Source organism: Rhodanobacter humi (assembly GCF_041107455.1).
Classification (GTDB): domain Bacteria; phylum Pseudomonadota; class Gammaproteobacteria; order Xanthomonadales; family Rhodanobacteraceae; genus Rhodanobacter_A.
The window spans coordinates 1,060,940-1,086,763 of sequence record NZ_JBGBPY010000001.1 but is presented as its reverse complement, the minus strand read 5'-3'; the positions used below and the strand labels follow the sequence as shown (position 1 = coordinate 1,086,763).

At 69.2% G+C, this 25,824-nt stretch carries 26 protein-coding genes; 12 read left to right on the top strand and 14 right to left on the bottom strand.

The genetic code is table 11. From position 1 onward, the window contains the following. Positions 1-113: 113 nt before the first annotated feature. From AB7878_RS05020 to AB7878_RS05010, 3 genes are all read left to right on the top strand, one after another. Positions 114-2,711 carry a glycosyltransferase family 2 protein gene (locus tag AB7878_RS05020; protein ID WP_369493302.1) on the top strand — a complete coding sequence of 866 codons (2,598 nt, stop codon included), beginning with the start codon at positions 114-116 and terminating at the stop codon, positions 2,709-2,711. Between the two features lie 229 nt (positions 2,712-2,940). Next, positions 2,941-5,298, top strand: coding sequence for a penicillin-binding protein 1B (mrcB, locus tag AB7878_RS05015; protein ID WP_369493301.1), 2,358 nt, complete (start codon positions 2,941-2,943; stop codon positions 5,296-5,298). Positions 5,299-5,300: 2 nt separating this feature from the next. After that, complete coding sequence (locus AB7878_RS05010) at positions 5,301-5,831, top strand: tetratricopeptide repeat protein (protein ID WP_369493300.1); 531 nt, start codon at positions 5,301-5,303, stop codon at positions 5,829-5,831. 18 nt (positions 5,832-5,849) lie between these two features. On the opposite strand, the gene AB7878_RS05005 is transcribed toward AB7878_RS05010, so the two are convergent. Further along, positions 5,850-6,239 (bottom strand): MAPEG family protein, encoded by a 390-nt coding sequence (locus AB7878_RS05005; protein ID WP_369493299.1) that lies wholly within the window; start codon positions 6,237-6,239, stop codon positions 5,850-5,852. Between the two features lie 430 nt (positions 6,240-6,669). Here AB7878_RS05005 and yoaA point away from each other — a divergent pair, with 430 nt between their 5' ends. The 7 genes from yoaA to AB7878_RS04970 all read left to right on the top strand — a co-directional run bounded on the left by yoaA (position 6,670) and on the right by AB7878_RS04970 (position 12,988). Then, positions 6,670-8,661: a DNA repair helicase YoaA gene (gene yoaA, locus AB7878_RS05000; RefSeq protein ID WP_369493298.1), complete on the top strand. Its 1,992-nt coding sequence runs from the start codon at positions 6,670-6,672 to the stop codon at positions 8,659-8,661. 118 nt (positions 8,662-8,779) lie between these two features. Continuing rightward, positions 8,780-9,148: a VOC family protein gene (locus AB7878_RS04995; protein WP_369493297.1), complete on the top strand. Its 369-nt coding sequence runs from the start codon at positions 8,780-8,782 to the stop codon at positions 9,146-9,148. Between the two features lie 26 nt (positions 9,149-9,174). Next, a complete protein-coding gene (locus AB7878_RS04990) occupies positions 9,175-9,567 on the top strand; it encodes a nuclear transport factor 2 family protein (RefSeq protein WP_369493296.1) in 393 nt (130 codons plus the stop codon). 7 nt (positions 9,568-9,574) lie between these two features. Continuing rightward, a complete protein-coding gene (locus AB7878_RS04985) occupies positions 9,575-10,339 on the top strand; it encodes an ABC transporter substrate-binding protein (RefSeq protein ID WP_369493295.1) in 765 nt (254 codons plus the stop codon). A 46-nt stretch (positions 10,340-10,385) separates the two neighbouring features. Next, a complete protein-coding gene (lldD, locus tag AB7878_RS04980) occupies positions 10,386-11,531 on the top strand; it encodes an FMN-dependent L-lactate dehydrogenase LldD (protein ID WP_369493294.1) in 1,146 nt (381 codons plus the stop codon). A 227-nt stretch (positions 11,532-11,758) separates the two neighbouring features. Continuing rightward, a complete protein-coding gene (tsaB, locus tag AB7878_RS04975; RefSeq protein WP_369493293.1) occupies positions 11,759-12,451 on the top strand; it encodes a tRNA (adenosine(37)-N6)-threonylcarbamoyltransferase complex dimerization subunit type 1 TsaB in 693 nt (230 codons plus the stop codon). A gap of 144 nt (positions 12,452-12,595) precedes the next feature. After that, a complete protein-coding gene (locus tag AB7878_RS04970; RefSeq protein ID WP_369493292.1) occupies positions 12,596-12,988 on the top strand; it encodes a hypothetical protein in 393 nt (130 codons plus the stop codon). A gap of 50 nt (positions 12,989-13,038) precedes the next feature. On the opposite strand, the gene AB7878_RS04965 is transcribed toward AB7878_RS04970, so the two are convergent. Continuing rightward, a complete protein-coding gene (locus AB7878_RS04965) occupies positions 13,039-14,064 on the bottom strand; it encodes a YeiH family protein (RefSeq protein ID WP_369493291.1) in 1,026 nt (341 codons plus the stop codon). Between the two features lie 90 nt (positions 14,065-14,154). Here AB7878_RS04965 and AB7878_RS04960 point away from each other — a divergent pair, with 90 nt between their 5' ends. Then, complete coding sequence (locus AB7878_RS04960) at positions 14,155-15,042, top strand: LysR family transcriptional regulator (RefSeq protein ID WP_369493290.1); 888 nt, start codon at positions 14,155-14,157, stop codon at positions 15,040-15,042. Between the two features lie 60 nt (positions 15,043-15,102). On the opposite strand, the gene ptsP is transcribed toward AB7878_RS04960, so the two are convergent. The 12 genes from ptsP to AB7878_RS04900 all read right to left on the bottom strand — a co-directional run bounded on the left by ptsP (position 15,103) and on the right by AB7878_RS04900 (position 25,320). Further along, complete coding sequence (ptsP, locus tag AB7878_RS04955; protein WP_369493289.1) at positions 15,103-16,833, bottom strand: phosphoenolpyruvate--protein phosphotransferase; 1,731 nt, start codon at positions 16,831-16,833, stop codon at positions 15,103-15,105. Positions 16,834-16,838: 5 nt separating this feature from the next. Beyond that, the gene (locus AB7878_RS04950) at positions 16,839-17,108 is read right to left on the bottom strand and encodes an HPr family phosphocarrier protein (RefSeq protein ID WP_369493288.1); all 270 of its coding nucleotides are present in this window, start codon (positions 17,106-17,108) and stop codon (positions 16,839-16,841) included. After that, positions 17,101-17,493 carry a PTS sugar transporter subunit IIA gene (locus AB7878_RS04945; RefSeq protein ID WP_369493287.1) on the bottom strand — a complete coding sequence of 131 codons (393 nt, stop codon included), beginning with the start codon at positions 17,491-17,493 and terminating at the stop codon, positions 17,101-17,103. Before AB7878_RS04945 ends, AB7878_RS04950 begins: the two co-directional genes overlap by 8 nt. A 43-nt stretch (positions 17,494-17,536) precedes the next feature. Continuing rightward, a complete protein-coding gene (gene rapZ / locus AB7878_RS04940) occupies positions 17,537-18,439 on the bottom strand; it encodes an RNase adapter RapZ (protein ID WP_369493286.1) in 903 nt (300 codons plus the stop codon). 4 nt (positions 18,440-18,443) lie between these two features. After that, positions 18,444-19,394 (bottom strand): HPr(Ser) kinase/phosphatase, encoded by a 951-nt coding sequence (hprK, locus tag AB7878_RS04935; RefSeq protein WP_439653766.1) that lies wholly within the window; start codon positions 19,392-19,394, stop codon positions 18,444-18,446. Positions 19,395-19,522: 128 nt separating this feature from the next. Beyond that, on the bottom strand, positions 19,523-19,846 hold the full coding sequence (gene hpf, locus AB7878_RS04930) for a ribosome hibernation-promoting factor, HPF/YfiA family (RefSeq protein ID WP_369493285.1): 324 nt from the start codon (positions 19,844-19,846) through the stop codon (positions 19,523-19,525). 422 nt (positions 19,847-20,268) lie between these two features. Next, complete coding sequence (locus tag AB7878_RS04925; RefSeq protein ID WP_369493284.1) at positions 20,269-21,735, bottom strand: RNA polymerase factor sigma-54; 1,467 nt, start codon at positions 21,733-21,735, stop codon at positions 20,269-20,271. A gap of 84 nt (positions 21,736-21,819) precedes the next feature. After that, positions 21,820-22,539 (bottom strand): LPS export ABC transporter ATP-binding protein, encoded by a 720-nt coding sequence (gene lptB / locus AB7878_RS04920; protein WP_369493283.1) that lies wholly within the window; start codon positions 22,537-22,539, stop codon positions 21,820-21,822. 2 nt (positions 22,540-22,541) lie between these two features. Next, positions 22,542-23,126 (bottom strand): lipopolysaccharide transport periplasmic protein LptA, encoded by a 585-nt coding sequence (gene lptA / locus AB7878_RS04915; protein ID WP_369493282.1) that lies wholly within the window; start codon positions 23,124-23,126, stop codon positions 22,542-22,544. After that, positions 23,092-23,700 carry an LPS export ABC transporter periplasmic protein LptC gene (gene lptC, locus AB7878_RS04910; RefSeq protein ID WP_369493281.1) on the bottom strand — a complete coding sequence of 203 codons (609 nt, stop codon included), beginning with the start codon at positions 23,698-23,700 and terminating at the stop codon, positions 23,092-23,094. Before lptC ends, lptA begins: the two co-directional genes overlap by 35 nt. Then, positions 23,697-24,239, bottom strand: a complete 543-nt coding sequence (locus tag AB7878_RS04905) for a KdsC family phosphatase (RefSeq protein WP_369493280.1) — start codon at positions 24,237-24,239, stop codon at positions 23,697-23,699. The genes lptC and AB7878_RS04905 overlap by 4 nt, the downstream gene beginning before the upstream one ends. 70 nt (positions 24,240-24,309) lie before the next feature. Continuing rightward, entirely contained in the window at positions 24,310-25,320 is a 1,011-nt protein-coding gene (locus tag AB7878_RS04900; RefSeq protein ID WP_369493279.1) for a KpsF/GutQ family sugar-phosphate isomerase, read from the bottom strand. Positions 25,321-25,496: 176 nt separating this feature from the next. Here AB7878_RS04900 and AB7878_RS04895 point away from each other — a divergent pair, with 176 nt between their 5' ends. Next, positions 25,497-25,739, top strand: a complete 243-nt coding sequence (locus AB7878_RS04895) for a BolA family protein (RefSeq protein ID WP_369493278.1) — start codon at positions 25,497-25,499, stop codon at positions 25,737-25,739. Positions 25,740-25,824 lie beyond the last annotated feature (85 nt).

Genomic DNA, 25,824 nt, shown 5'->3' with positions numbered 1-25,824 from the left:
TGGCCTGAGCTTGCGCTGACCGCCGTGGCCGGTATTTATTGAGGCCGCCGCCGTGCATTGGTTAAGCTCACGAGGCTTGGCCCGCCTCTGGAGAGGCACCCACGGGGACTTTCTTGAGCGCCGACCCTTCCAATCTTCACCGCCGTCCTTCGCTGTTTGCCGCTGTCGTGCTGGCCCTGGTGGTGGCCGCGCTGAACATCGGCCTGTGGTGGTGGAGCAACCGCCCGCACGGCCCCGAGGATTGGCACGGCCCGATCGGTGGTTTTGCGTTGTCGGCGTTCCAGCGCTACCAGAGCCCGCTGAAGAACGATTTCCCCAGCGACGAGCAGCTTGACGGCGACCTCCGCCTGCTGCGCGGCTACAGCTCGAACATCCGCACCTACTCGATGCTGCAGAACCCGCAGATCCCGCGGCTGGCCGAGCGCGAGGGGCTGAAGGTGCTGGCCGGCGCGTGGATCGACACGCGGCTGGACAACAACGACAAGGAAATCGCCGCGCTGATCGCGCAGGCGCGGCGCTACCCCGGCACCATCAACCGGGTGCTGGTGGGCAACGAGGTGCTGTTCCGCAACGACATTCCCCCCGAGCAGCTGATGGCCTACCTGGACCGGGTGCGCGCCGCGCTGCACCAGCCGGTGTCCACCGCCGAGCCGGACTACATCTGGGTGAAGTATCCCGAACTGGCCGAGCACGTGGACTTCATCACCGTGCACCTGTTCCCGTACTGGAACGGCATCCCGCGCAAGGACGCGATCGGTGCCGCGCTGGGCAGCTACGAGAACCTGCAGCGGCTGTTCCCGAACAAGCACATCGTGATCGGCGAGATCGGCTGGCCGTCGAACGGCGACCGCCACGAATACGCCTATCCGTCGGTGTCCGACGAGGCGATCTTCCTGCGCCAGTGGTTCAACGTGGCCAAGCAGCTGCACCTGGACTACTACGTGATGGAGGCGTTCGACCAGCCGTGGAAGGAGCAGCTCTCGGGCCGCACCGAGGCGTACTGGGGCATGTTCAACGCCGATCGCCAGCCGAAGTTCCCGTTCACCGGCCCGGTGACCGAGGACACCGCCTGGCCGTGGAAGGCGCTGGCGGCGAGCCTGCTGGCGCTGCTGCCGATGGTCTGGTTCGCGCGGCGCTTCGCGCGCTTCAAGCTCACCGGGCGCTTCTTCTTCGCCGCGCTGATCCAGCTCGCCTGCGGCCTGATCGTGTGGTCGGCCACGCTGCCGTTCCAGTTCTACCTGAGCTGGGTGGACTGGACGATGCTGGTGCTGCTGTTCCCGGCGCAGATCGCGATCCTCGCCATCCTGCTGATCAACGGCTTCGAGTTCACCGAAGTGTTGTGGCGGCGCGGCTGGGTGCGCCATGCCGGCATGCTGCGGCCGGACATCCCGGAGAAGCAGCCGTTCGTATCGATCCACCTGGCCTGCTACAACGAGCCGCCGGAGATGGTGATCGCCACGCTGGATTCGCTGGCCGAGCTCGACTACCAGAACTACGAAGTGCTGGTGATCGACAACAACACCAAGGACCCGGCGGTATGGGGCCCGGTGAAGGACTACTGCGAGAAGCTGGGCAAGCGCTTCCGCTTCTTCCACCTGGAGCCCTGGCCCGGTTTCAAGGCCGGCGCGCTGAACTTCGGCCTGAAGGAGACCGCACCCGAGGCCGACGTGGTGGCGGTGATCGACGCCGACTACGTGGTGCGCCCGGACTGGCTGTCCACCCTCACCGGCCACTTCCACGACCCCAAGGTGGCCGTGGTGCAGTGCCCGCAGGCGCACCGCGATTTCGAGCACAACCGCTTCCGCCGCATGACCGCGTGGGAGTTCGACGGCTTCTTCCGCATCGGCATGCACCACAGGAACGAGCGCAACGCGATCATCCAGCACGGCACCATGACCATGGTCCGGCGCAGCGCGCTGGAAGGCACCGGCGGCTGGTCGGAATGGACGATCTGCGAGGACGCCGAGCTGGGCCTGCGCCTGATGCATGCCGGTTACGAGCTGGTCTACGTCGACGAGCTGATGGGCAAGGGCCTCACGCCGGCCGACTTCAAGGCCTACAAGAGCCAGCGCTACCGCTGGGCGTTCGGCGCGATGCAGATCCTCAAAGGGCGCTGGCAGTGGATGACGCAGAAGGGGCCGCTCTCGGCCGGCCAGCGCTTCCACTTCCTCACCGGCTGGTTCAGCTGGTTCGCCGACGCGCTGCACCTGATCTTCACCCTGATGGCGCTGTTCTGGACCGCCGGCATGGTGGCGTATCCGCAGTACTTCAGCCTGCCGATGCAGCTGTTCCTGATCCCGGTGATCGGCTTCTTCTTCGCCAAGGCGATCTTCGGCATCGTGCTGTACCGCGCCCGTGTGCCCTGCAGCTGGTACGACACCTTGATGGCCTCGCTGGCCAGCATGGGCCTCAGCCACGCGATCGCGCGCGGCATCCTGCACGGCCTCACCCGCGAGAAAACCTCGTTCGTGGTGACCGCCAAGAGCCGGCGCATGGGCGGGTCGAGCTTTGCCGCGTTCGCGCCGGTGCGCGAGGAGCTCCTGATGGCGATCGCCCTGGTGCTGTGCATCGTGGGCATGGCGCTGGGCTACGGCACGCGCTACATCGAAGGCACCTTGTGGATGTTCATCCTCGCCGCGCAGTCGATACCCTACGTGTCGGCCGTGGTCGGCGCCTGGATCGCGCACACGGCGGGGGACAAGGCTGGCTGATCCCGGCGTCGCCTTGGCGACGCCGGAAAATCAGGCACGGCGCTTTTCCGCTCTTCGCCACCCTAGGTCGGGCTTCAGCCCGACTTGCCGGGTCAGTCGGGATGAATCCCGACCCACGGGCACGGCGCGGGGCACTGCCGCCCCGGATTGCGCCCCATTCGTTCATATCCGCGCCGGGTAGCACGCCCTATCATCCCGTGCTTATGACCGTCATGACCCCACATCGGCCGTGCTGACCCGAACCCGCTCGTTCCTGCGTGCTGCGTGGCCGTGGCTGCGCATTCCGTTCTGGATCTGCCTGGGCCTGCTGGTCGGCTTCGTGCTGCCGTACACGCTGGTGCTGAACAAGCGCGTGCAGGAGCGCTTCAACGACCTGGTGTTCGCGGTGCCCACGCGGGTGTTCGCGCGGCCGCTGCCGCTGGAGGCGGGCGAGCCGATGACCCCGGCCGCGCTGCAGCTGGAGCTCACCTTCGCCGGGTACAGCGACGACGGCCACGGCCAGGTGCCGGGCAGTTGGGCGAAGCAGGGTACGCGCTACACGATTTCCTCGCGCGGCTACGCGGGGCCGGAAGGCGGCGAGTTGCCCAAGCGCATCGAGGTGCGCCTGGGCAACGGCACGATCGCGTCGGTGCGCGACCTCGCCACCGGCAAGGCTGTCGAGCTGGCCCATCTCGACCCCGCGCGCATCGCCACCGTGTACGGCGCCCAGCAGGTCGACCGGCGCATCGTGCGCCTGGCCGACCTGCCGCCGCTGCTGGTCAGCGGCCTGCAGGCGGTGGAAGACCGCACTTTCAAGCACAACATCGGCATCGACTTCGGCGGGATCCTGCGCGCCGCGTTCGCGAACCTGCGTGCCGGGCGCACCGTGCAGGGCGCCTCCACGCTCACCCAGCAGCTGGTGCGCAACCTCTACCTCAGCCGCCAGCAGACCTTCACGCGCAAGATCAACGAGGCGTTGATGTCGCTGCTGCTGGAGCTGCACTACAGCAAGGACCGCATCCTGGAGGCCTACGTCAACGAGGTCTTCCTCGGCCAGCAGGGCGGCCAGGCGGTGCACGGTTTCGCGGCCGCCTCGGAGTTCTACTACGGCCGTCCGCTGCGCGACCTGCGCCCGCAGGAGATCGCGATGCTGGTGGGCCTGGTCAAGGGGCCGAGCTACTACGATCCGCGCCGCTCGCCGGAGCGCGCGCTGGCGCGGCGCAACCTGGTGCTGCAGGAGTTCGTCGACACCGGCCTGCTCTCGGCCGCACAGGCCAAGGAAGCGCAGGCCGCGCCGCTGGACGTGATCAGGAACGGCCAGCTGCCGCATGACCGCTTCCCCGCCTTCATGCAGCTGGTGCGCCAGCAGATCACCAGCGATTTCGACGAGGACACGCTGCGCGCGGGCAACCTGTCGATCTTCACCACGCTGGACCCGGCCGCCCAGCTCTACACCGAGCAGGCGGTGACAGAGACGGTGAACAGCCTGGGCAAGCGCGGCGACGACCTGCAGGCGGCCGGCGTGGTCACCGATGCGCATGACGGCAGCGTGCTGGCGGTGGTGGGCAGCAAGATCCCCGGCGACCAGGGCTTCAACCGCGCGCTGGATTCGCAGCGGCCGATCGGCTCCACCATCAAGCCTTTCGTCTATCTGGTGGCGCTGACCGATCCCTCGCGCTGGAACCTCGCCACCGCGCTGGACGACAGCCCGATCAGCATGCGCATGCAGAACGGCACGCTGTGGGAGCCGCACAACGACGACAACCAGAGCCACGGCATGGTGCCGATGGTGGACGCGCTGGCCAAGTCGTGGAACCTCGCCAGCATCCGCCTCGGTCTCGCGGTGGGCTTGCCGCGGATTCGCGCGTTCCTGCAGTCCTTCGGCCTCACCGACGTCAATTCCGGCCCCTCGCTGCTGATCGGCGCGCTGGACCTCTCGCCGCTGCAGGTGGCGCAGCTGTACGAGTACATCGCCTCCGACGGCCATGCGCTGCCGCTGCTCGCCGTGCGCGGCGTGGTGGACGGCAACGGCCGCACCATCAAGCGCTATGAGGTGCAGAGCGGCAAGGGCGAATACCAGGAGGCGGTGCGCCTGGTGACCTGGGCGATGCAGCAGGTGGCCACCTACGGCACCGCGAGCTCGCTGGGCAATTCCAGCCTGGCGTCGCTGCACGTGGCGGGCAAGACCGGCACCAGCAACGACTTGCGCGACAGCTGGTTCGCCGGCTTCACCGGCGAGCACCTTGGCGTGTTCTGGATGGGCCGCGACGACAACAAGCCCGCCCACCTGTTCGGCGCCACCGGCGCGCTGCGCGTGTGGCGCAACCTGTTCGCCAAGCTGCCGACCCGGCCATTGTCCGCCGCGCCGGGCGACGGCCTGCAGATGGCGTGGGTCAACCCTGCCGACGGCAAGCCTACCGAGCAGCAGTGCTCGGGCGCCAAGCAGGTGCCGGTGGTGACCGGCTCGCTGTCCGGCGACATCGAAGGCTGCGGTTTCTGGCAGAGCCTGTTCGGCGGCGGCAGCCCGGCGTCGTCGTCGTCGAGCGGCGCCCCGGTCAATCCCGGCACGGCCCCGGTGGCCATTCCCTCCCTGTCCAGCGGAAACTGAGCATGTTCCTCGTACGTCGATTCCTGCGCGCATGGCCGCTGCCCGTGGCGGCGGCCATGCTGGCGGCCTGCACCACGCCGGCGCCGATCGAGTCGCCGAAGCGCCCCGCGCTGGCGCCCACCGCCATGATTGCGGCGATCCGCGCCGCCGGCGAACGCGAGCAGTCCGTGATCGCGGTGCAGCCGCTGGCTGATCCCGGCATCAGCGCCTGGAAGCAGGCCGCCCAGGCCGACAGCGACGCCGGCCATTACGACGCGGCTGCGGCCAAGCTCGACCAGGCGCTCAAGCACAGCCCGGATTCGCCCGAGCTGCTGCAGGATCGCGCCGAGGTGGCGGTGTACCAGCGTGATTACGCGTTGGCGCAGAAGCTGGCCCAGCAGTCGTGGACGCTGGGCCCCAAGCTCGGGCCGCTGTGCGCGCGCAACTGGGAAACCATCACCCAGCTGCGCCAGGAAGCCGACGACGAGGCCGGCGCCGCCACCGCGCAGAAGTGGCTGGCGAAGTGCCACGTGCAGGGCATCAACCGGTACTGAGCCGGGGCCGGCATCCGCTCAGAACAGCGCGCCGAGCAGGATCACGATGCCGACGAGGCTCGCCGCCCACACCAGCGTGCGCAGGTACGGAATGCCCGCCGCGTAGATCGGCACGTAGGCCAGCCGCGCCCAGAAATACAGCTGGGCGCCGAGCGCGGTCGTCGCATCGTGCCGTTGCAGGGCGATCGTGGCGAGCACCACGGCGACGAAGAACGGGAACGTCTCCAGGAAGTTCGCGCGGGCGCGGTCCAGCCGCCCCGCCAGGCCGGCGAGCGCGGGCGGAGTCGTGTCGCGCGCACCGGCGGCCCAGCCCAGCCCGCGCTGGCCGAGCAAACCCAGGGTGGCGATGCCTATCTGCACCAGTCCCAGCACGACGCTCCAGGCCAACATCCGCAGCTCGATGCTCACGACGCGTCTCCCGATGGCGATGTGGCGGCATGGTGAGCCCGAAACGCCCGCCACGCCAGACGCCTGTGACGCATGACGGCCGCCATTTCAATTTTCCGCCGCTCGAACGTCTGACTATCCGAGACGGGCCGGAACGCCTGTCGTGGCTGGCGATGGTCCGGGCGTTCCGGAGCCGTCGCGGCGGCCCGTGGCGTTCCGCGGCGTGCCGGCGTGTCCGGGACACGCCGCCGGCCCGGCAGCTTGGAGTGGTATGCATGTCTTGCCTGCAAGCATGCAGGTCTGCGCCGGGAGGGCGCATTCCGGCAACCCGGTGGTGCCCCCGCGCCACCGGGTTGTCGGAGGGTTTTCGCCGGGCAGGGGCGCTGGCTGCCATCACGCAACTGGCACGAAACGGGTTTGCCGCGTGCAGGCGCTGGGCGATACTGCGGCGATGATCGAATTCGACGATACGCAGCCGGACAGTGTCGCCGCGCTGCTGGGCGCCGACGGCCCGTTCGCGCGCGAGCTGCCGAACTTCGCGCCGCGCGCCGCGCAGCAGGCGATGGCCGCCGCGGTGGCCGAGGCCATCGCCGGGCGCGAGACGCTGATCGCCGAGGCCGGCACCGGCACCGGCAAGACCTACGCCTACCTCGTGCCCGCGCTGCTGTCCGGTGAACGCGTGATCGTCTCCACCGGCACCAAGGCGCTGCAGGACCAGTTGTATTTCCGCGACCTGCCGAAAGTGCGCTCGGTGCTGGATGCGCGCGTCAAGACCGCGCTGCTGAAGGGGCGCGCGAATTACCTCTGCCTGTACCGGCTCGACCAGACCGTGCGCGAGGGGGCGAGTTTCGACAAGGCGCAGGCCGCGCAACTGGCGACGATACGCGCGTGGTCCGCGCGCACGCGCCGTGGCGACCGCATGGAGCTGGCCGAGGTGCCGGAGGAATCTCGGCTGTGGCCGCGCGTCACCTCCACGCCGGAGAACTGCCTGGGCGTGGAGTGTCCGTTCTACGACGACTGCCACGTGGTGAAGGCGCGCCGCGAGGCGCAGGAGGCGCAGCTGGTGGTGGTCAATCATCACCTGCTGTTCGCCGACCTCGCGCTGAAGCAGGAGGGTTTCGGCGAGATCCTGCCGGGTGCCTCGGCCTTCATCCTCGACGAGGCGCACCAGGTGCCCGAGCTGGCCGGGCAGTTCTTCTCGCAGAGCGTGAGCGCGCGCCAGCTTGCGGAACTGGCGCAGGACGCCTTGCGCGAATGCAGCGGCGTCACCGGCGCGATCGGCCTGCTGCTGGAGCCGGTGGAGGCGCTGCAGGACGCGCTGAAACGCCTGCGCCTGGCGATGGATCCGCTGCCGTCGCGCGGCGCGTTCGGTGCGCTGGAAGCTGTCGACACGGTGCGCGAAGGCCTGCACGAGGTGGGCGAACTGCTGGCCACGCTGGCCGACCTGCTGGCCTCGCAGGCCGAGCGTTCGCGCGGCCTGGCCAACGCGCACGAGCGCGCCGCGCTGCTGGCCGAGCGGCTGGAGCGCATCGTCGAACGGGGTTCCGAACGCGACGTACGCTGGTACGAGCTGTTCCCGCGCGGCTTCGCCCTGTACGCCACGCCGCTGGATCTCGCGGCGCCCTTGCGTGCGATGCGCGAGCGCAGCGGAGCCGCGTGGGTGTTCACCTCGGCCACGCTGTCGGTGGCCGGCCGGTTCGAGCACTTCGCCCGCCAGCTTGGCCTGGACGAGCCGCAGGCGCTGCTGCTGGAAAGTCCGTTCGACTACGCGCGGCAGGCGTTGTGCTACCTGCCGGAAGGCCTGCCCGATCCGGCCGCGCGCGACTACACCGAGCGCGTGCTCGACGCCGTGCTGCCGGTGCTGCAAGCCTCGAACGGCCGCGCCTTCCTGCTGTTCACCTCGCACCGCGCGCTGCGCCGCGCCGCCGAGCTGCTGCGCGCGCGCGTGCCGTGGCCACTGTTCGTGCAGGGCACGGCGCCGCGCCACCAGTTGCTGGAGGAGTTCCGCCACTCCGGCCACGGCGTGCTGCTCGGCGCGGCGAGTTTCTGGGAAGGCGTGGACGTGGCCGGCGATGCGCTCAGCGTGGTGGTGATCGACAAGCTGCCGTTCGCCGCGCCCGACGATCCGGTGCTGGTGGCGCGGCTGGAGGCGCTGGAGCAGCAGGGCATCAACCCCTTCATGGGCTGGCAGGTGCCGGCCGCGGCGATCGCGCTGAAGCAGGGCGCCGGCCGGCTGATCCGCAGCGTCACCGACCGCGGCGTGCTGGTGCTGTGCGATCCGCGCCTCACCGGCAAGAACTACGGCAAACTGTTCCTCGCCAGCTTGCCGGCCATGCCGCGCACCCGCGCACTGGCCGACGTGCAGGCATTCTTCGGGAATGCCCTCCCGCGTGCCGCGATTGATCCCCTCTCCCCCATCGCTTGCGATGGGGGAGAGGGTTAGGGTGAGGGGGTAGCTCTTGCTCTTCAGAAACTTCAAGATCAAGTGCGCCCCCTCACCCCCAACCCTCTCCCCCGACAAAGTCGGGGGAGAGGGAGCACAACCCAGCGAGGATTGAACGATGGCAAAGGTCACCGGACTCGGCGGCATCTTCTTCAAATCGCGCGACCCCGCCGCACTCGGCGCGTGGTATGCGCAGCATCTGGGCCTGGACGTCGAGGAGTGGGGCGGCGCCCGCTTCGCCGAGGACGAACGGCGCGCCGGCTATACCTTGTGGTCGCCGTTCGCCGCCGACACCGGCTACTTCGGCGGCGGCCCGCAGTCGTACATGCTGAACTTCCGCGTCGACGACCTCGACGCGCTGCTGGCGCAACTGCGCGCCGCCGGCGTCGCGGTGGACGAACGCGTCGAGCAGAGCGAGTTCGGACGCTTCGGCTGGATCACCGACCCCGAAGGCAGCCGCGTCGAACTGTGGCAGCCGCCGGCCTGATGCACCGCCGCCGGGAGGAAGTCGACGTGGAACCGAACCTGGTCACCGATCCCCGGCTCGCCGGTGTGCTGGACGAGCTGCGCCGGCGCGAGCCGATCTTCCATCGCCCGGAATGCGGGAGCAGCCGCGCCGATCATCTGGTGATGACGACGGAGGATTTCTGGGAAGTGGGCGCCTCCGGCCGCCGCTACAGCCGCGAGCATGTGCTCGATGTGCTGGACGAGCGCCAGCGCGATCCGTCGCCCGACCCGTGGGAAACCAGTGATTTCCACTGCCGCCAGCTTGCCGGCGCGGTCTACCTGCTCACCTACACGTTGCGGCAGGGCGAGCGCGTGACGCGCCGCGCCACGATCTGGCAGCGCGATCCGGACGGCTGGAAGATCGTGTACCACCAGGGCACCGTGGTGGCCGATGCCTGATCCAGCCATGCGCGTCTTCTCCCACACCTGCTCCAACACCGAGATCGTCTGCGCGCTGGGCTGCGGCGGCATGCTGGTGGGCGTGGATGCGGATTCCGACTATCCGCCCGAGGTCGTGGCCGACTTGCCCAAGACCGGGCGTGATCTCGACCTCGATATCGAGGCCGTGCTGAAGCTCGAACCCGAGCTGGTGCTGACTTCGCTCACCGTGCCGGGCCACGAGCGCGTGGTGGCGGAGCTGGAAGCCGCGGGGCTGCGGACGCTGGTGTGCGATCCGCAATCGCTGGCCGACGTGTACGGAGATATCCGTCGCATCGCCGCCGCGCTGGGCGTGGCGGCGCGCGGTGAGGCGTTGGTGGCGAAGATGGAGGCGGCGATGCCGACGGTGGAGCCGACGGGACAGCGGCCGCGCGTGCTGGTGGAGTGGTGGCCCAAGCCAGTGATCGCCGCGGCGAGGCGCTCCTGGGTCAACGACCTCATCCAGCGCGCGGGCGGCAGCAATCCCTGGGGCGACGTAGATGCCAAGAGCGTGCCGCTGGAGCTGGCGGACGCAGCGGCGCAGCGGCCCGACATCGTGGCGATGAGCTGGTGCGGGGTGAAGGTCGAAAACTATCGCGCCGACAAGGTGCGTGCCCGCGAGGGTTGGCGCGAGGTGCCGGCGGTGGCGAACCATCACATCCACGCGATCAGCGAAGCCTTCCTCGGCCGGCCCGGCCCGCGCCTGGTGGAAGGCTACCGGCAGCTGCGCGCGGCGATCGCCGCGGTGGAGTGATCCGCGGCGTTGCGTGCCATGGCGCGGCGGTGCAGAGTGGCGAACCATGATCATTTCCTCCGCGATGGATTACCGCGCCGCCGCGCAGCGCCGCCTGCCGCCGTTCCTGTTCCACTACATCGACGGCGGCGCCTACGACGAGGCGACGCTGCGTCGCAACGTCGAAGACTTGCGCAGCATCGCCTTGCGCCAGCGCGTGCTTGGGGAGGTCGGCACGGTCGATCTCTCCACCGAGTTGTTCGGCGAGAAGCTGGCCCTGCCTGTGGCGCTGGCGCCGGTGGGTCTCACCGGCATGTACGCGCGCCGCGGCGAGGTGCAGGCGGCGCGAGCGGCGGCGAGCCGCGGCGTGCCGCTCACCCTGTCCACGGTGTCGGTGTGCCCCATCGAGGAAGTGCAGCGCGCGGTGTCGCGGCCGATCTGGTTCCAGCTCTACGTGCTCAAGGACCGCGACTTCATGCAGAGCGTGCTGGAACGCGCGTGGGTGGCCGGCGTGCGCACCCTGGTGTTCACCGTGGACATGCCGGTGCCGGGCGCGCGCTACCGCGACGCGCATTCGGGCATGTCCGGCCCGCATGCCGGCTTGCGTCGCATCTGGCAGGCCATGTGTCATCCGCGCTGGGCGTGGGACGTGGGCCTGCGGGGCCGTCCGCATGACCTCGGCAACGTGTCGGCCTACCTCGGTCATCGCATCGGGCTGGAGGATTACATCGGCTGGCTGGGCAAGAACTTCGACCCCGCGATCGGCTGGCGCGATCTGGAATGGATCCGCGAATCGTGGAAGGGCTCGATGGTGCTGAAGGGCATCCTCGATCCCGCGGACGCGAAGCAAGCGGTGCGCTTCGGCGCCGACGGCATCGTGGTGTCCAACCACGGCGGGCGCCAGCTCGATGGCGTGCTGTCCTCGGCGCGCGCGCTGCCGGCCATCGCCGATGCGGTGAAGGGTGAGTTGAAGATCCTCGCCGACTCCGGCGTGCGCTCGGGGTTGGACGTGGTGCGCATGCTGGCCTTGGGCGCTGACGGCGTGCTGCTGGGCCGCGCCTTCGTCTACGCGCTGGCCGCGGCCGGCGAGCAGGGCGTGGCGCACTTGCTCGACCTGATCGCCAGCGAGATGCGCGTGGCGATGACCCTGACCGGCGCGAAGTCCATCGCCGGCATCACGCGGGACAGCCTGGCCGCCGTGCAAGCGTCGTAGCGACCCCCCGCTTCCCGGGCCATGCCATCGTGCCGACCCCGAACCGGCCGTTGCCGCCTCCCGCAGCGCCCTTCCCGCTGATGTGATGGGCACTCCCTGGCGAGGTGCGCGCACATGATCCTTCCGGCATGCGGGTGCTGGCCCACGCGAATGGCGGCCAGCCGGCGAGGCACGACGGCCGGAGTGCCGGCGTCGCACGTTCCGTCAACGGCTATCATGGAGCGGCCATGAACCTGCTTGCGATCGAAACCGCCACCGAAGCCTGCTCCGTCGCCCTGATCCACGGCGACGAAGTGATCGCCCGCAGCGAACTGGCGCCGCGCCGTCACGCCGAGCGCGTGCTGCCGATGGCCGACGAGCTGCTGGCCGAAGCGGGCCTGGGCAAGCATGCGCTGGACGTGATCGCGGTGGGTCGCGGCCCCGGCGCATTCACTGGCGTGCGCCTCGCGGTGTCGCTGGCGCAAGGCATGGCGCTGGCGCTGGACCTGCCCGTGGTCACGGTGTCTTCGCTGGCCGCGCTGGCGCTGGAAGCACCGGGCGACGCCGACACCGCCATCCTCGCCGTGATCGACGCGCGCATGGGCGAAATCTACGCCGCCAGCTACCGCCGCGACGGCGCAGGCGGACTCGTTGCGCTGGACGACGAGCGCGTCTGTACCGCCGAATCCCTGCGGCTGCCCGAAGTCCGTGCCTGGCAGGTGGTTGGCAGCGGCTGGGCGACCTACGAAGCCGCGTTGCGCACGCGGCTGGGCGTGGCGCCGCGCTACGCCGACGGTGCGCGTTATCCCCAGGCCGTGCACGTGGCCGAACTCGCCGCGCGCGAGTTCAAGGCCGGCCGCGCGCTGCCGCCCGAACAGGCCTTGCCGGTGTACCTGCGCGACAAGGTGGCGTTGACGCTGGTGGAGCAGGGGAAGGCCTGAAAGCCGTCTCGCTGCATCCTGCAAGGTAGGTGGGCCAGCTTCCTTGATGCTGTGATCCAAGGTTCTGCACGCACCGTGCGGAATCCGAAAGATTGTGCGATATGCTCCGTCCGAAGATCATTTTGCATCAGGGGATACGGGCATATGCGTTGGATCGCTTTCTGCATTCTGGCGGTAGCGATGCAGCCTGCCTTGGCTGCATCACTCGGCTTCAGCGAGGCCAAGGCGCTTGCTGACCGTGACGAAGCTTCGATACATGGGGCGAGAGCCCAAACGCTGCTCGAATCCCAGGGCAAGGCGATCAGCCAGATATTGCCGCAATGCCTCTCTGGGGCGAGGTCGAATGACCTGCCGCCATTTGTCGTCGTGGCGAAGCTTGACTCGAAAGGCAAGGTTGTCGCCACATGGCGCGACGGGGATTCAGATCTTGCGGTCTGCTTTGAGGAAAAGGTGGCGCACCTGGTTTTGTTTCAACCACCGAGTGCGCCTTTCTTCACCTCATTCGAAATGGATCTTCACGCGATGCCGGGGCAGTAGCCGCGCTTATTCCTTGATTCCTACTCCCGGACCATGTCTTGGAATCGGGTTCAAAGCCTCCCGATCAACAACTGCACCGCGAGACTGCTCACCGACACCGCCGCCCACACGCCCAGCCCCAGCAGGATCGGCCGCGCGCCGCTGGCGATCATCCTGCGCAGGTTCGCGGAAAGACCTATGGCGGTGAGCGCGACGATGATCAGGAACTCGGCGAGGTCGTGCAGCATGGGCAGCAGCGCGGCGGGAATCAGGCCGACGGTGCGGATGCCTGAAGCGACCAGGAACCACAGGATGAACCACGGGAAGATGCGGCGCAGGCTGAAGTCGGCGGCGCCGTTCTTCTTTTCGCGCGCGGCCACCGCGAAGGCGAGGATCAGGCAGATCGGGATGATCAGCGTGGCGCGGGTGAGCTTGACGATGGTGGCGTAGTCGCCCGCCGCGCTGCTGTAACTGTAGCCGGCTGCCACCACCGAGGAGGTGTCGTTGATTGCGGTGCCGGCCCACAGGCCGAAACCGAGGTCGCTGAGGTGCAGCAGGTGGCCGAGCAGCGGGAACAGCAACACCGCCACCACGTTGAACAGGAAGATGGTGGAGATCGCGAACGCGGTGTCGTGCTCGTCGGGCTTGATGATCGGCGTCACCGCGGCGATCGCCGAGCCGCCGCAGATCGCGGTGCCCACGCCGATCAGGATCTTCAGCTTGTCGTGCACGCCCAGCCAGCGGCCCAGCGCCCACGCAGAGAGGAAGGCTACGGTCAGCGTCACCAGGGTCACCGACAGCGATTCCAGACCGGTCTTCGCCACCTGGGTGAGGCTGAGGCCGAAGCCCAGCGCGATGATCGACCACTGCAGCACCTGCTTGCCGCCGAACGCGATACCGGGCGTGAAGCGCGCATCCGGCGAGACGGTGTTGCGCACCGCGATGCCGAGCAGGATGCCGAACACCGGGCCGCCGATCAGCGGCACCAGTCGCCCAAGCCACCATGCCAGCAGCGCGATGGCGACGGCGAGCAGCAGGCCGGGTGCGCGGCTGCGCAGGGTGGGGCGGGCGAGGGCGGCGGCGAGTGGGGTATTCATGGGGCGGCGCATGGTGGGGATGCGTCATTGTCCTCGTCGCCATCAATCAGCAAAACTTGGAAAATCTGATCGTTCGTATAAGATCGAATGATGAACAACATCAGCCCGCGCCAGCTCGAGGTGTTCGTGCAGATCGCGCTGCTGGGCAGCGTGCGCGCCGCGGCCGAGCGCTTGTACATGACCCAGCCGGCCGCCAGCATGGCGCTGGCCGAGCTGGAGCGGCAGCTTGACGCGCCGCTGTTCGCGCGCGAGCGCGGCCGGCTGCGGCTCAACCCGCGCGGCCGCGAGCTGCTGCCGCTGGCGCAGGAACTGCTGGAGCGCCACGCCGAGTTCGGTCGCCGCGGCCGCGAGGACGGTGATGCGCTCTCCGGCGAGTTGCGCATCGGTGCCAGCAACACGGTGGGCAATTACCGCGTGGGCGAGCTGCTGGGTGCGTTCGTGCGCGCGCATCCGCAGGTGGCGATCCGGTTGCGTGTGGCAAACACCGACGCGATCGCCGCGGCGATGCTGGAGCACAGCCTGGACCTCGGCTGCGTGGAGGGGCCGGTGACGCACCCGCAGCTGGAGGTGCGGCCGTGGCGCGACGACCTGCTGGTGGTGTGCGCGCCGCCGGATCATCCGCTGGCGCACAAGCGCACGCTGAAGCCCGCCGATTTCGCCGGCGCGCGCTGGGTGATGCGCGAACCGGGCTCGGCCACCCGCGCCACCAGCGAGCGCGTGCTGTCGCAGCTGCCGCCCGGCGAGACCGTGCTGGAGCTGGACCAGATCGAGGCGATCAAGCAGGCGGTGATCGCCGGCCTCGGCATCGCCTGCCTGCCGCAGGTGGCGGTCACCGACGCGCTCGCCACCGGCCGGCTGAAGGCGCTGAAGACGCCGTTCCTCGACCTGCGCCGCAAACTCTCGATGCTGGTGCATCGCCAGAAGTACCGCGGCGCGCTGCTGGATGCGTTCATCGCGCAGGCGGGCCTCAGTCGCTGAAGCTTCGCGCCCTCTCCCCCAGCCCCTCTCCCGCAAGCGGGAGAGGGGCGCAAGGCGGAATCACTGCGCCAACTGCGCCAGCAGCTCGGCGACCTGCTCGTGGGTGGTGGCGCGCAACAGGCGGGTGGCGTGGCCGCGCAGCGCGGCATGGTCGAGCGTAGCGAGGCGGTCGCGCACCTGCAGCAGCTGGCTGGGGTGCATGCTGAATTCGTTGAGGCCGAGCGCGAGCAGCATCGCGGTGAAGTTCACGTCGCCGCCGATCTCGCCACACAGGCTCACCGGCTTCTTCGCGCGCCGGCCGGAGCTGATCACGTGCGAGAGCAGGCGCAGCATGGCCGGCTGCAGCGGGGTGTAGATGTTGTCCAGCGCGTCGTTGCCGCGATCGGCGGCGAGCACGTACTGGGCGAGGTCGTTGGTGCCGATGGCGAGGAAGTCGGCATGTTCGAGCAGGGCGCGCACGTTGATCGCGGCGGCGGGCACCTCGATCATCGCGCCCAGCGGCAGCTTCTCGGGTAGGTCGATGCTCTCGCGCTTCAGGTCCTGGCGCGCCAGCTTGAACAGCGTGCGTACCGCGATGAGTTCGTCCGGCTGGGTCACCATCGGCACCAGCACGCGCATCGGGCCGTAGCAGGCGGCGCGCAGGATCGCGCGGATCTGCGTGGTGAACACCGCCGGATAACGCAGCGACAGCCGCACGCCGCGCACGCCCAGCGCGGGGTTGTCCTCGCCGCGCAGCACCAGGCCCGCCGCGTCGGCCTTGTCGGCGCCGAGGTCGAGCGTGCGGATCGTGACCGGCAAGCCGCCCATGCCCAGCACCAGGTCGCGGTAGGCGATGAACTGCTCGTCTTCCGACGGCAGCCCCTTGTGGCGCAGGAACAGGAACTCGGTGCGGTACAGGCCCACGCCGTCGGCGCCGCGGGTGCGTGCCAGTGCCACGTCGGCGGGAGTTTCCGCGTTCGCCAGCAGGCGGATCTCGATGCCGTCGCGGGTGCGCGTGGGTGCGTTCGCCAGGGTGGCGAGGCGGCGCCCTTCGGCGGCGACCTCGCGCTGCCAGGCGCGGTAGCGGGCGAGGTCCTGCGCGGTGGGGTGCACGATCGCTTCGCCGCGCTCGGCGTCGAGCAGGATCAGGTCGTCGTCGTGCAGCAACGCCAGCGCGTCGCGCGCGCCCACCAGCATCGGCAGGCCGAGACTGCGCGCGAGGATCGCGCTGTGCGAATACGCGCTGCCGGAACTGGTGACCACGCCGAGCAGGCCGTTGCCGGCGAGCTGGGCCATGTCGGCCGGCGCGATGGTGTCGGCGACGAGGATCTCGCCCACGCGCGCGGCCAGCTTGCGCTCCTCCGGCGTGGTGTGGCGCTGCAGCGCGGAGACCACCCGGGCGATCACCTGGTCGATGTCCTCCTTGCGGCTGCGCAGGTAGGGATCGTCCATCGCCTCGAACACCGCGGCGAGGCGATCACGCTGCTTCTTCAGCGCGGCGCCGGCGCGGTAGTGGCCGATCTTCACCAGGTCGTCGAGGCCGCGCAGCAGTTCGGCGTCATCCAGCAGCAGGCTGTGCGCGTCGATGAACTCGTTGACCTCGCGTGCCAGCGCGCCGTGCAGCTTGCCGCGCAGCTCGCGCAGTTCCTGCCGTGCGGTGTCCAGCGCGCGGTGCAGGTGTTCCAGCTCGGGCCCGATCTCATCCTCGGCCAGTGGCCGGGTGTCCACCGCGTAGCGGCTGGGCTGCACCAGCCGCGCACGGCCCAGCGCCATGCCGCGCGAGGCGAGGGTGCCGGGCAAGACGTGCCTCATCGTGGTTACGCTCCCTCGTCGAACTTGCGCTCGAACAGCGCCACCACCGCGTCGAGCGCGGCCTGTTCGTCCGGGCCGTCGGCGCGGACGGTCAGCGGCGTGCCGATGCCGGCGGCGAGCATCATCACGCCCATGATGCTCTGCGCGTTCACCTCGCGCCCCTTGCTGACCAGCAGTACGGTGGACTTGAAGCCCTGCACCAGCTGCACCAGTTTGGCCGAGGCGCGGGCGTGCAGGCCCAGCTTGTTGGACACCACGATTTCTCTTTCAAGCATGGTCAATGAAGATCCCCCCGCGGCCGCCGCTTGCCGCGATCTCGGCCAGTTCGTCCAGTGGTTTTTCCGCGTAGTTGAGCACGCGCAGCAGCATCGGCAGGTTGAGCCCGGAGACGCAGCGCAGGCGCACGCCCAGCGAGCCGAGCGACAGTCCGATGTTGCATGGCGTGGCGCCGTAGAGATCGGCCAGCACCAACACGCCCTCGCCCTGGTCGAGCGCGCGCGCGTGGCGGGCGGTGAGCGTGCGCATCACGTCGGGGTCGGCCTGTGGCGGCACTTCCACCGCTTCCACCTGCAGCGGCAGCTTCGGCATCACGTGGTGGGCGGCGGAGATCAGCGCCTGGCCGACCGCCTCGTGGGTCATCAGCATCACGCCCACGCTCATGGCTGTGCACCTGCCTGTTCTGTTCGTTGTGTCGACATGCCGATCAGTCCAGCTCGCGGTGGAAGGTGAGCACGCCTTCGCGCGTTTCGCGGTAGTGCGCGGCGAGCTGCTCGACCAGGTACACCGAGCGATGGCGGCCGCCGGTGCAGCCGATCGCGATGGTGACGTAGCTGCGGTCGTCCTGCTCGAAGCGCGGCAGCCACGTGTCCAGCCAGCGCGTGGTGTCGGCGAGGTATTCGGCGACCAGCGGCTCGCCGTCCAGGTACTCGCGCACCGGCGCGTCCTTGCCGGAGAGCGGGCGCAGCCGCGGTTGCCAGTGCGGGTTGGGCAGGCAGCGCGCGTCGAACACGAAATCCGAATCCAGCGGCAGCCCGCGTTTGAACGCGAAAGACTGGAACATCAGGGTCATGCCCTCGGTCGCCTGCGCGTAACCGGTGGCGACCAGCCGGCGCAGCTGGTGCACGTTGAGCTCGCTGGAGTCGATCACCTTCTCGGCGATCGCCATCAGCGGGCGCAGCAGGCGGCGCTCCTTGCCGATGGCGTCAGCCAGCGACATGCCGCGCGTTGCCAGCGGGTGGCGGCGGCGGGTTTCCGAGTAGCGCTTGAGCAGCACTTCATTGCTGCAGTCGAGGAAGATCAGGTGCAGCTGCACGCCGGTGGCGGCCAGTGCGGAGAGCACCTCGGGCAGGTGCTCGAAGTCGTCGCCGCGGTTGCGCACGTCCACGCCCACCGCGATGCGCCGGCGCCGGCCGGCGCCGCGGCACACCGCGTCCACCAGCTGCGGCAGCAGGGCCGGCGGCAGGTTGTCGACGCAGTAGAACTCCAGGTCCTCCAGTGCGCGCAGTGCCACCGTCTTGCCGCCGCCGGACATGCCGGTGAGCACGATCAGGTGCGTCTCGTGCGGGTCGGTATAGGGGCTGGGCGGCGGCGAATGGTCTTCGTTCATGGCATCACCAAGGCGGCAGTCGGCGCAGCTGGTGCGCCTGGCGGTCGATGAAGGTCTGCGCGGGGTCGATGCCCTTGCTCTTCAGCGCGTGGCTGCGCACCGCCGCCTCGACCAGCACGGCGATGTTGCGGCCGGGCGCCACCGGGATGGTGATCATCGGCACCTTGACGTCGAACACCTCGCGGTGGCCGATGTCGCCGGTGAGGCGGGTCAGCGCGTCGATGTCCTCGCCCTCGCGCAACGGTTTCAGGTGGATCACCAGGCGCAGGTACTTGGACGGCTTCACCGACATGTGGCCGAACATCTCGCGCACGTTGAGCACGCCGAGACCGCGCACCTCCAGCAGGTCCTGCAGCAGCTCGGGACAACTGCCGTCGATCACGTCCGGCGCGATCAGGGTGAACTCGGTGGCGTCGTCGGCGACCAGGCGGTGGCCGCGGCTGATCAGTTCCAGCGCCAGCTCGCTCTTGCCGGAGCCGGGCTCGCCGGTGATCAGCACGCCGATCGAGAACACTTCCAGGAACACGCCGTGCAGGGTGGTCTTCGCCGCCAGCTGGCGCGCGAGGTGGTATTGCAGGAAGGTCAGCAGCTCGTGGCCGCGCTTGGTGCTGACCCACAGCGGGGTGTCGGTTTCCTCGGCCACCTCGCGCAGGTCGGAGGGCACCGACTGGTCCTTGGTGACGATCAGCGCCACCGGCCGGGTGGCGGCGATCTTGTGGATCACCTCCCAGCGCTGGCGCGAATCCAGCCCGTCGAGGAAGTTCAGCTCCTCCGTGCCGACGATCTGAATCTTGTTCGGGTAGATGACGTTGAGGTAGCCGGTCAGCGAGGGCCGGCGTGCCTGCGCGGCGCCCGGTTCCAGCACGCGCGATTCGCCGCGCATGCCAGCCAGCCAGCGCAGCCCCATGCGTTCGTTGACGCCGTCGTAGAGTTGTCGTGCGGTGAGCCGGTCCAAGCCTTCGGTCCTTTGCGTCGCGCCGCCGGTGGGCTTCGCGGCGGGGCAGGGCCATTGTGCCAGCTTGGGCGGCGTGCGTGTTTCGGCGGGGCAGGCCGCCCGGCAACGGGCGGCCTGCGGGGAACGGATCAGCCGTACTGGCGCTCGTCGCGCACGGCGCGCTGATGCTTGTCGACAATCTTCTCGCGATGGCGGCGCAGCTGGTTGACCAGCTTGTCGAACAGCATGTCGATGGAGGCGTACATGTCGGCCTCGGCGGCCTGCGCGTGCAGGGTGGCGCCGGTGACGCCGAGCGTGGCGTCCGCGCGGTGCTGCAGCTTGTCCACGGAGAGCACCACGGCGAGGCTGATCAGCTTGTCATCGAGGCGTTGGAGGCGGTCCAGCCTGGATTCGACATGGGCGCGCAGCGCCGGGGTGACTTCGATCTGCTGGCCGCTGAGTTGGAATTGCATGGTACGCCTCCTCTGGTGGTGCAGTGCCGCGTTTGGCGGCGGGATGGACACGTTGCGGACGGGGTCCGAACGCGTCGTCGATCATCCTTCACTACAGGTAATGGGAGCGTTTTCCCGGTGGGCAAGTTCCCTTTGGATGCTCCGATCAATCCCAGTGTAGGCGTCACCGGTCTGTCTGCGCGCAGCCCGCAGGACCGTCGTCGAAGGCAGACTGGCTGTCTGTCAAGACGGCGGGCCGAAGGGATGCGCGCAGACAGACCGGCCTCAACTGCTTGAATTCAAATGACGAGGTGATGCCCAGAAGGTCCGCATATCGCCGCGCGCGTCTTGCCCAGACAGCCAGTCTGGGCGGCGCCACGCACGACAATCTGCGAACCTTCTGGGCATCATGACGCCTGCACTGGGATTGATCGGAGCATCCTTCAGACTATCCGCTGGCGTTCGCTGGAACTGGGGATGCGCAACCCCTCCCGGTACTTCGCCACGGTGCGCCGGGCGACCTGGATGCCCTTGCCCTTCAGCTCCTCGGCCAGCGCCTGGTCGGACAGCGGCTTGCGCGGGTCTTCCGCCTCGATCAGCTTGCGCAGCATGGCCTGGATCGCGGTGGCCGAGGCGCTGCCACCGTCCTCGGTGGACACGCCGCTGGAGAAGAAATACTTCAGCTCGAAGGTGCCGCGCGGCGTGTGCAGGTACTTGCGCGTGGTGACGCGCGAAATGGTGGATTCGTGCATGCCCACCTCCTCGGCCACCTCGCGCAGCACCAGCGGATGCATCGCCTCGGGGCCGTAGTCGAGGAAGGCGCTCTGCCGCCGCACGATCGCGCCGGCCACCTTCAGCAGGGTCTCGGCGCGCGATTCCAGGCTCTTCAGCAGCCAGCGTGCTTCCTGCAACTGGCCCTTCATCCAGCTGGCGTCGTCGCCGCGGGCGCGGGCGATCAGGTTGCAGTAGTGCTGGTTCAGGCCCAGCCGCGGCTGGGCGTCCGGGTTCAGGCGTACCTGCCAGCGGCCGCCGTCCTTCACGGCATAGACGTCCGGCGCCACGTATTCCACCGGGGTGGTGTCCAGCGCCGCGCCGGGGCGCGGGTCGAGGCTGCGGATCAGCGCGGCGGCGGCGGCCACCTCGTCCTCGCTGGCGCGCAGCTTGCGCGCCAGCTTGCCGATGTCGTTGCGCGCGAGCAGTTCCAGCTCGCCGTCGACGATGGCGAGCGCCAGCTCGCGCTGCGGGGTGGCGGCGTCGAACTGTTCCAGCTGGCTGCGCAGGCAGTCGCGCAGGTCCAGGCTGGCCACGCCCAGCGGGTCGAAGCCCTGCAGGCGGCGGCGCACCGCCTCGATCTCGTCGAGGTCGGCGGCGAGGTTCGCCGGCAGCGCCGCGCGCACGGCCTCGATGCCGTCGGCGAGGTAGCCGTCGGCGTTCAGCGCATCGATCAGCACGGTGGCGATCGCGGTCTGGCGCGGGTTGAAGCCGGCGAGGTTGAGTTGCCACAGCAGGTGTTGCTGCAGGGACTCGGGTGTGACGTTCTGCGGCTCGAAATCCTCGTCGCCGCGCGTGGCGCCGCTGCCGCCGCTCCCGTTGGAGAAGTCGATCGGGGTTTCGACGCTGCCGCCGCCATCGTCGGCCCAATCGGCGGTGTCGCCACCGTCGACATCGCGATCGGCGGCGGCCTCGGCGGGGCCGGGCGCCTGCACGTAGTCGGCTTCCGGCGCGGCCTCGTCAGCGGCGACCTCGTCCTCGCTCTCGTCGGCGAATTCCAGCAGCGGATTGCTTTCGGCAAGCTGCCGCAGCTCGGCCTCCAGCTCCAGTTGCGACAGTTGCAGCAGGCGGATTGCCAACTGCAGTTGCGGCGTCAGGGTGAGCTGTTGATGGAGGCGGAATTGCAGTGCGGGTTTCATGCCGGCCTGTGGGGAGGACTGGGTTCCAATCCTACCCGCAGCCGGCGGGGGCGGCCATAGCCCGACGTCCCCGCCGGAACGGCGTCACAATCGGAATTCGCGGCCGAGGTAGACCTCGCGCACCTTCTCGTCGGCGAGGATGTGGGCGGGCGTGCCGCGCGACAGCACTTCGCCCTCGTTGAGGATGTAGGCGCGGTCGCAGATGCCCAGCGTCTCGCGCACGTTGTGGTCGGTGATCAGCACGCCGATGCCGCGTTCCTTGAGGTGGCGCACGATGCGCTGGATCTCGCCCACCGAGATCGGGTCGACGCCGGCGAACGGTTCGTCCAGCAGCATGTAGCGCGGGTTGGCGGCCAGCGCGCGGGCGATCTCCACGCGGCGGCGCTCGCCGCCGGACAGGCTGATGCCCTTCTGGCCGGCGATGTGGGCGATCTTCAGTTCGTCCAGCAGGCTTTCCAGTTCGCCGTCGCGCTGCTGCTGGGACAGGCCCTCGCGCAGCTCCAGCACGGCCAGGATGTTGTCGGCCACCGAGAGCCGGCGGAATACCGAGGCCTCCTGCGGCAGGTAGCCGATGCCCAGGCGCGCGCGCAGGTGCATCGGCAGGCCGGTGATCTCCTGCTTGTCCAGCTTGATCGTGCCGGCATCGGCCTCGATCAGGCCCACCACCATGTAGAAGCAGGTGGTCTTGCCGGCGCCGTTGGGGCCGAGCAGGCCCACTACCTCGCCCTCGCGGATGGAGAAACCGAAATCGCGCACCACCTGCCGCGACTTGAAACTCTTCTGCAGACCTTCGGCTGACAGCATGCTTACTTGCCGCCCGCCGGTGCGCTGTGGGCGGGAGCGGGCGACGCCGGCTGGCCCGGCTTCGGCTTGGGCAGGAAGGTCATGTGCACGGCGTTGTCGCCGCTGCTGCTGCCGGTCATCTCGCTGGTCTGGGTGTTGTAGGTGAGCTTGTCGCCGTGCGCCTCGCCGCGGCCCTGCTGCTTGACCACCGCGTTGCCGGTGAGCACGGCGATGCCTTTGATGTTGTCGTAGTCGAGTTGCGCCGCGTCCCCGGTCATCAGGTTGCCGGCGTCGTCCAGTTCCTGGATGTGCGCGGGCGCGCCGGTGACCTGCACGTGGTCGACGTTCTGGTCGGCGTCGAAATGCACCGTGGCCAGGTCGCCGGTGATCTTCATGGTGCCCTGGGTGATCACCACGCGGCCGCGCAGCTTGACCGTGCTGTTGGGGGCGTAGGTGCCGTCGAACGAGTCCGCGTGCTCGACGTTCATCGGCTGCTGGCGGTCGGACTTCTTCGCCAGCGCCAACGTGGGCAGCAGCGCCAATGCCGCCGCGGCGAGCAGGCCGGCGACGAACTTACGACTTGCGCTTGCGCGGCGGGAACGTGGCATGGACATTGTCGAGCAACTCCAGGTGATTGTCGTTGAGGTTGGCACGCATGCCGACCCCGTCCATTCTACTGTCGCCCTGTGTCATCTGCGCCGGCGCGGCGGTTTCCATGCGGTTCTCCTTCGGCCACACGGTGACGTCCGAGGAGACCAGGTCCGTCGCTGTGGTATCGGCCCAGGCGGGGCGGTGCATGGTCACCGGGCCCTGCAGCTTGATCAGGCTGCCGCTCTTGTCCACCCAGCCGTACAGCGACTGGCCGTGCCAGTCCGGCACGCCGGGCTTCTTGGACGCGAGGTCGAACACGGGCGAGTTGATGTACAGCGACTCGTCGCCTTCGCGGCGCTCCAGCTGCGGTGCCTGCATGCGGAAGGCGAGTTGGCCTTCCGGGCTGTAGGACCAGAGCTTGAAGTCGGTGAGCGTGTAGCCGGAGCGTGGCGGGCCCACGAAGTCGTTCGGTTTCGGCGCCGGTCCCATCCACCACAGCAGCAGCTGGGCGAGGCCGACACCGAGCGCGACCACCACGATCGCGCTGGCCAGCTTGCGGTCGCGCAGCCAGCGGCGCAGGCGCGCGATCAATGCCAGCGCTCCCGTTCGGCGGCGCTCTTGCCCTGCGCATGCAGGATCAGGTCGCAGACCTCGCGCGCCGCGCCCATGCCGCCAGGCAGCCGGGTCTGCCAGTGCGCGGCCTCGGCCACCCAGGGGTGAGCGTTGGCCACCGCCACGGCGAGGCCGGCGATGCGCATGGCGGGCAGGTCGGGCAGGTCGTCGCCGACGAAGGCGGCCTGTTCGGGCGTGAGGTTCAGCGCTTCCAGCAGGGTTTCCAGGCAGGCGCGCTTGTCGCCCTGGCCCTGGTAGACGTGGGCGATGCCCAGCTCCTCGGCGCGCAAGGCCACCGGGTGGCTGATCCGCGCGGTGACGATCGCCACCGCGACGCCGTTGGCCTGCAGGCGCTTCAGACCCAGGCCGTCGTGCACGTGGAACACCTTGGCCTCGTGGCCGTCCTCGCCGTACCAGAGGCGACCGTCGGTGAGCGTGCCGTCCACGTCGAAGGCGGCCAGGCGGATGGCGCTGGCGCGGGTGAGGATGTCGGCGGGGATGTTGGCGAGATAGGGCATGAAATTTTGTCGCGAAGAGCGTCGAAGAGCGGGCTTGCCTGATTTTCCGATTTGCCAAGGCAAATCGGGATCAGACCACCCTCGCCCGGAGCAGATCATGAATGTTCAACGCGCCGACCACGCGGCGTTCGTCGTCGACCACCAGCAGGGCGTTGATCTGGTGTTTTTCCATCAGCTGCGCAGCCTCGGCGGCCAGCTTGTCCGGGCCGATGGTCTTGGGGCCGCGGGTCATCAGTTCGGCCACGCGGGCGCCGCGCAGATTCACGTCCTCGTCGTCCAGCGCGCGGCGCAGGTCGCCGTCAGTGAACACGCCGAGCAGGTGCTGCTCGGCGTCCACCACCGCGGTCATGCCCAGCCGCTTGCGGGTCATCTCCACCAGCGCGGCGGTGAGGCTGGCCTCGGGCGGCACGCGCGGCACGTCGTCGCCGCCGTGCATCACGTCGCTGATCCTGAGCAGCAGGCGGCGGCCCAGGCTGCCGGCGGGGTGCGAGCGGGCGAAGTCGTCCGAGGTGAAGCCGCGCGCCTCCAGCAGGGCGATCGCCAGCGCATCGCCCAGCACCAAGGCGGCGGTGGTGCTGGTGGTGGGCGCCAGGCCCAGCGGGCAGGCTTCGCTGGAGATGCTGCCGTCGATGTGCACGTCGGCCTGGCTGGCCAGCGAGGACGCCGGCTTGCCGGTGATCGCGATCAACGGGATGCCCTGGCGCTTGATCATCGGCAGGATGAACAGCAGCTCGTCGGTCTCGCCCGAGTAGGACAGCGCCAGCACCACGTCGTCGGGCTGGATCATGCCCAGGTCGCCGTGGCTGGCCTCGCCCGGGTGCACGAAAAAGGCCGGAGTGCCGGTGGAGGCGAGCGTGGCGGCGATCTTGCGCGCCACGTGGCCGGACTTGCCCATGCCGGTGACCACCACGCGGCCGCGGCAGGCCAGCAGCAGCCGGCAGGCGTCCACGAACGCGCCGTCGATGCGCGGGCCCAGCTCGGCGATCGCGGCCGCCTCGGTGGCGATCACCGCACGGGCGCTGCGCACGATGGCGTCAGGCTGCGGTTCGATGGCGGCATGCGGGGCGGGGCGTGGGTTCATGTCGGCTCGGTGCGGGACGGCGGGAGGCCCGTGGCGGGGGCGTTGGCGGCCAGGCGGAGGGCGCTGTCGTTACTGCGACAGGGGATTTCCATTACCATGGCATATTCGCATTTTAACGTCACACGTCGACGCAATGCCGTTCCGGCCGCGTCGCCGCCCCTGCCCGTGGAAGCCCGATGGACCCAGCACGCATCCAGACCCTGATCGAAACCGGCCTGCCCGGGGCCAGGGTCGAGGTCAGCGGCGACGATGGCGTGCACTTCGAGGCCACCGTGGTCGCCGGCCAGTTTGCCGGCAAGCTGCCGCTGGCGCGGCACCGGCTGGTCTACGCCACCCTAGGCGAGCTGATGGGCGGCGCGATCCACGCGCTGGCGCTGAAGACATTGACCCCCGAGGAAGCCGCGGCGCGCCAGCAGTGATGCCCGTCCGTGATGACCGCCTGAATTATTGAAAAGTCCGGCATGGATGCCGGTTCTTCTTTGCGCTCATGGAGGAGCGCACCAG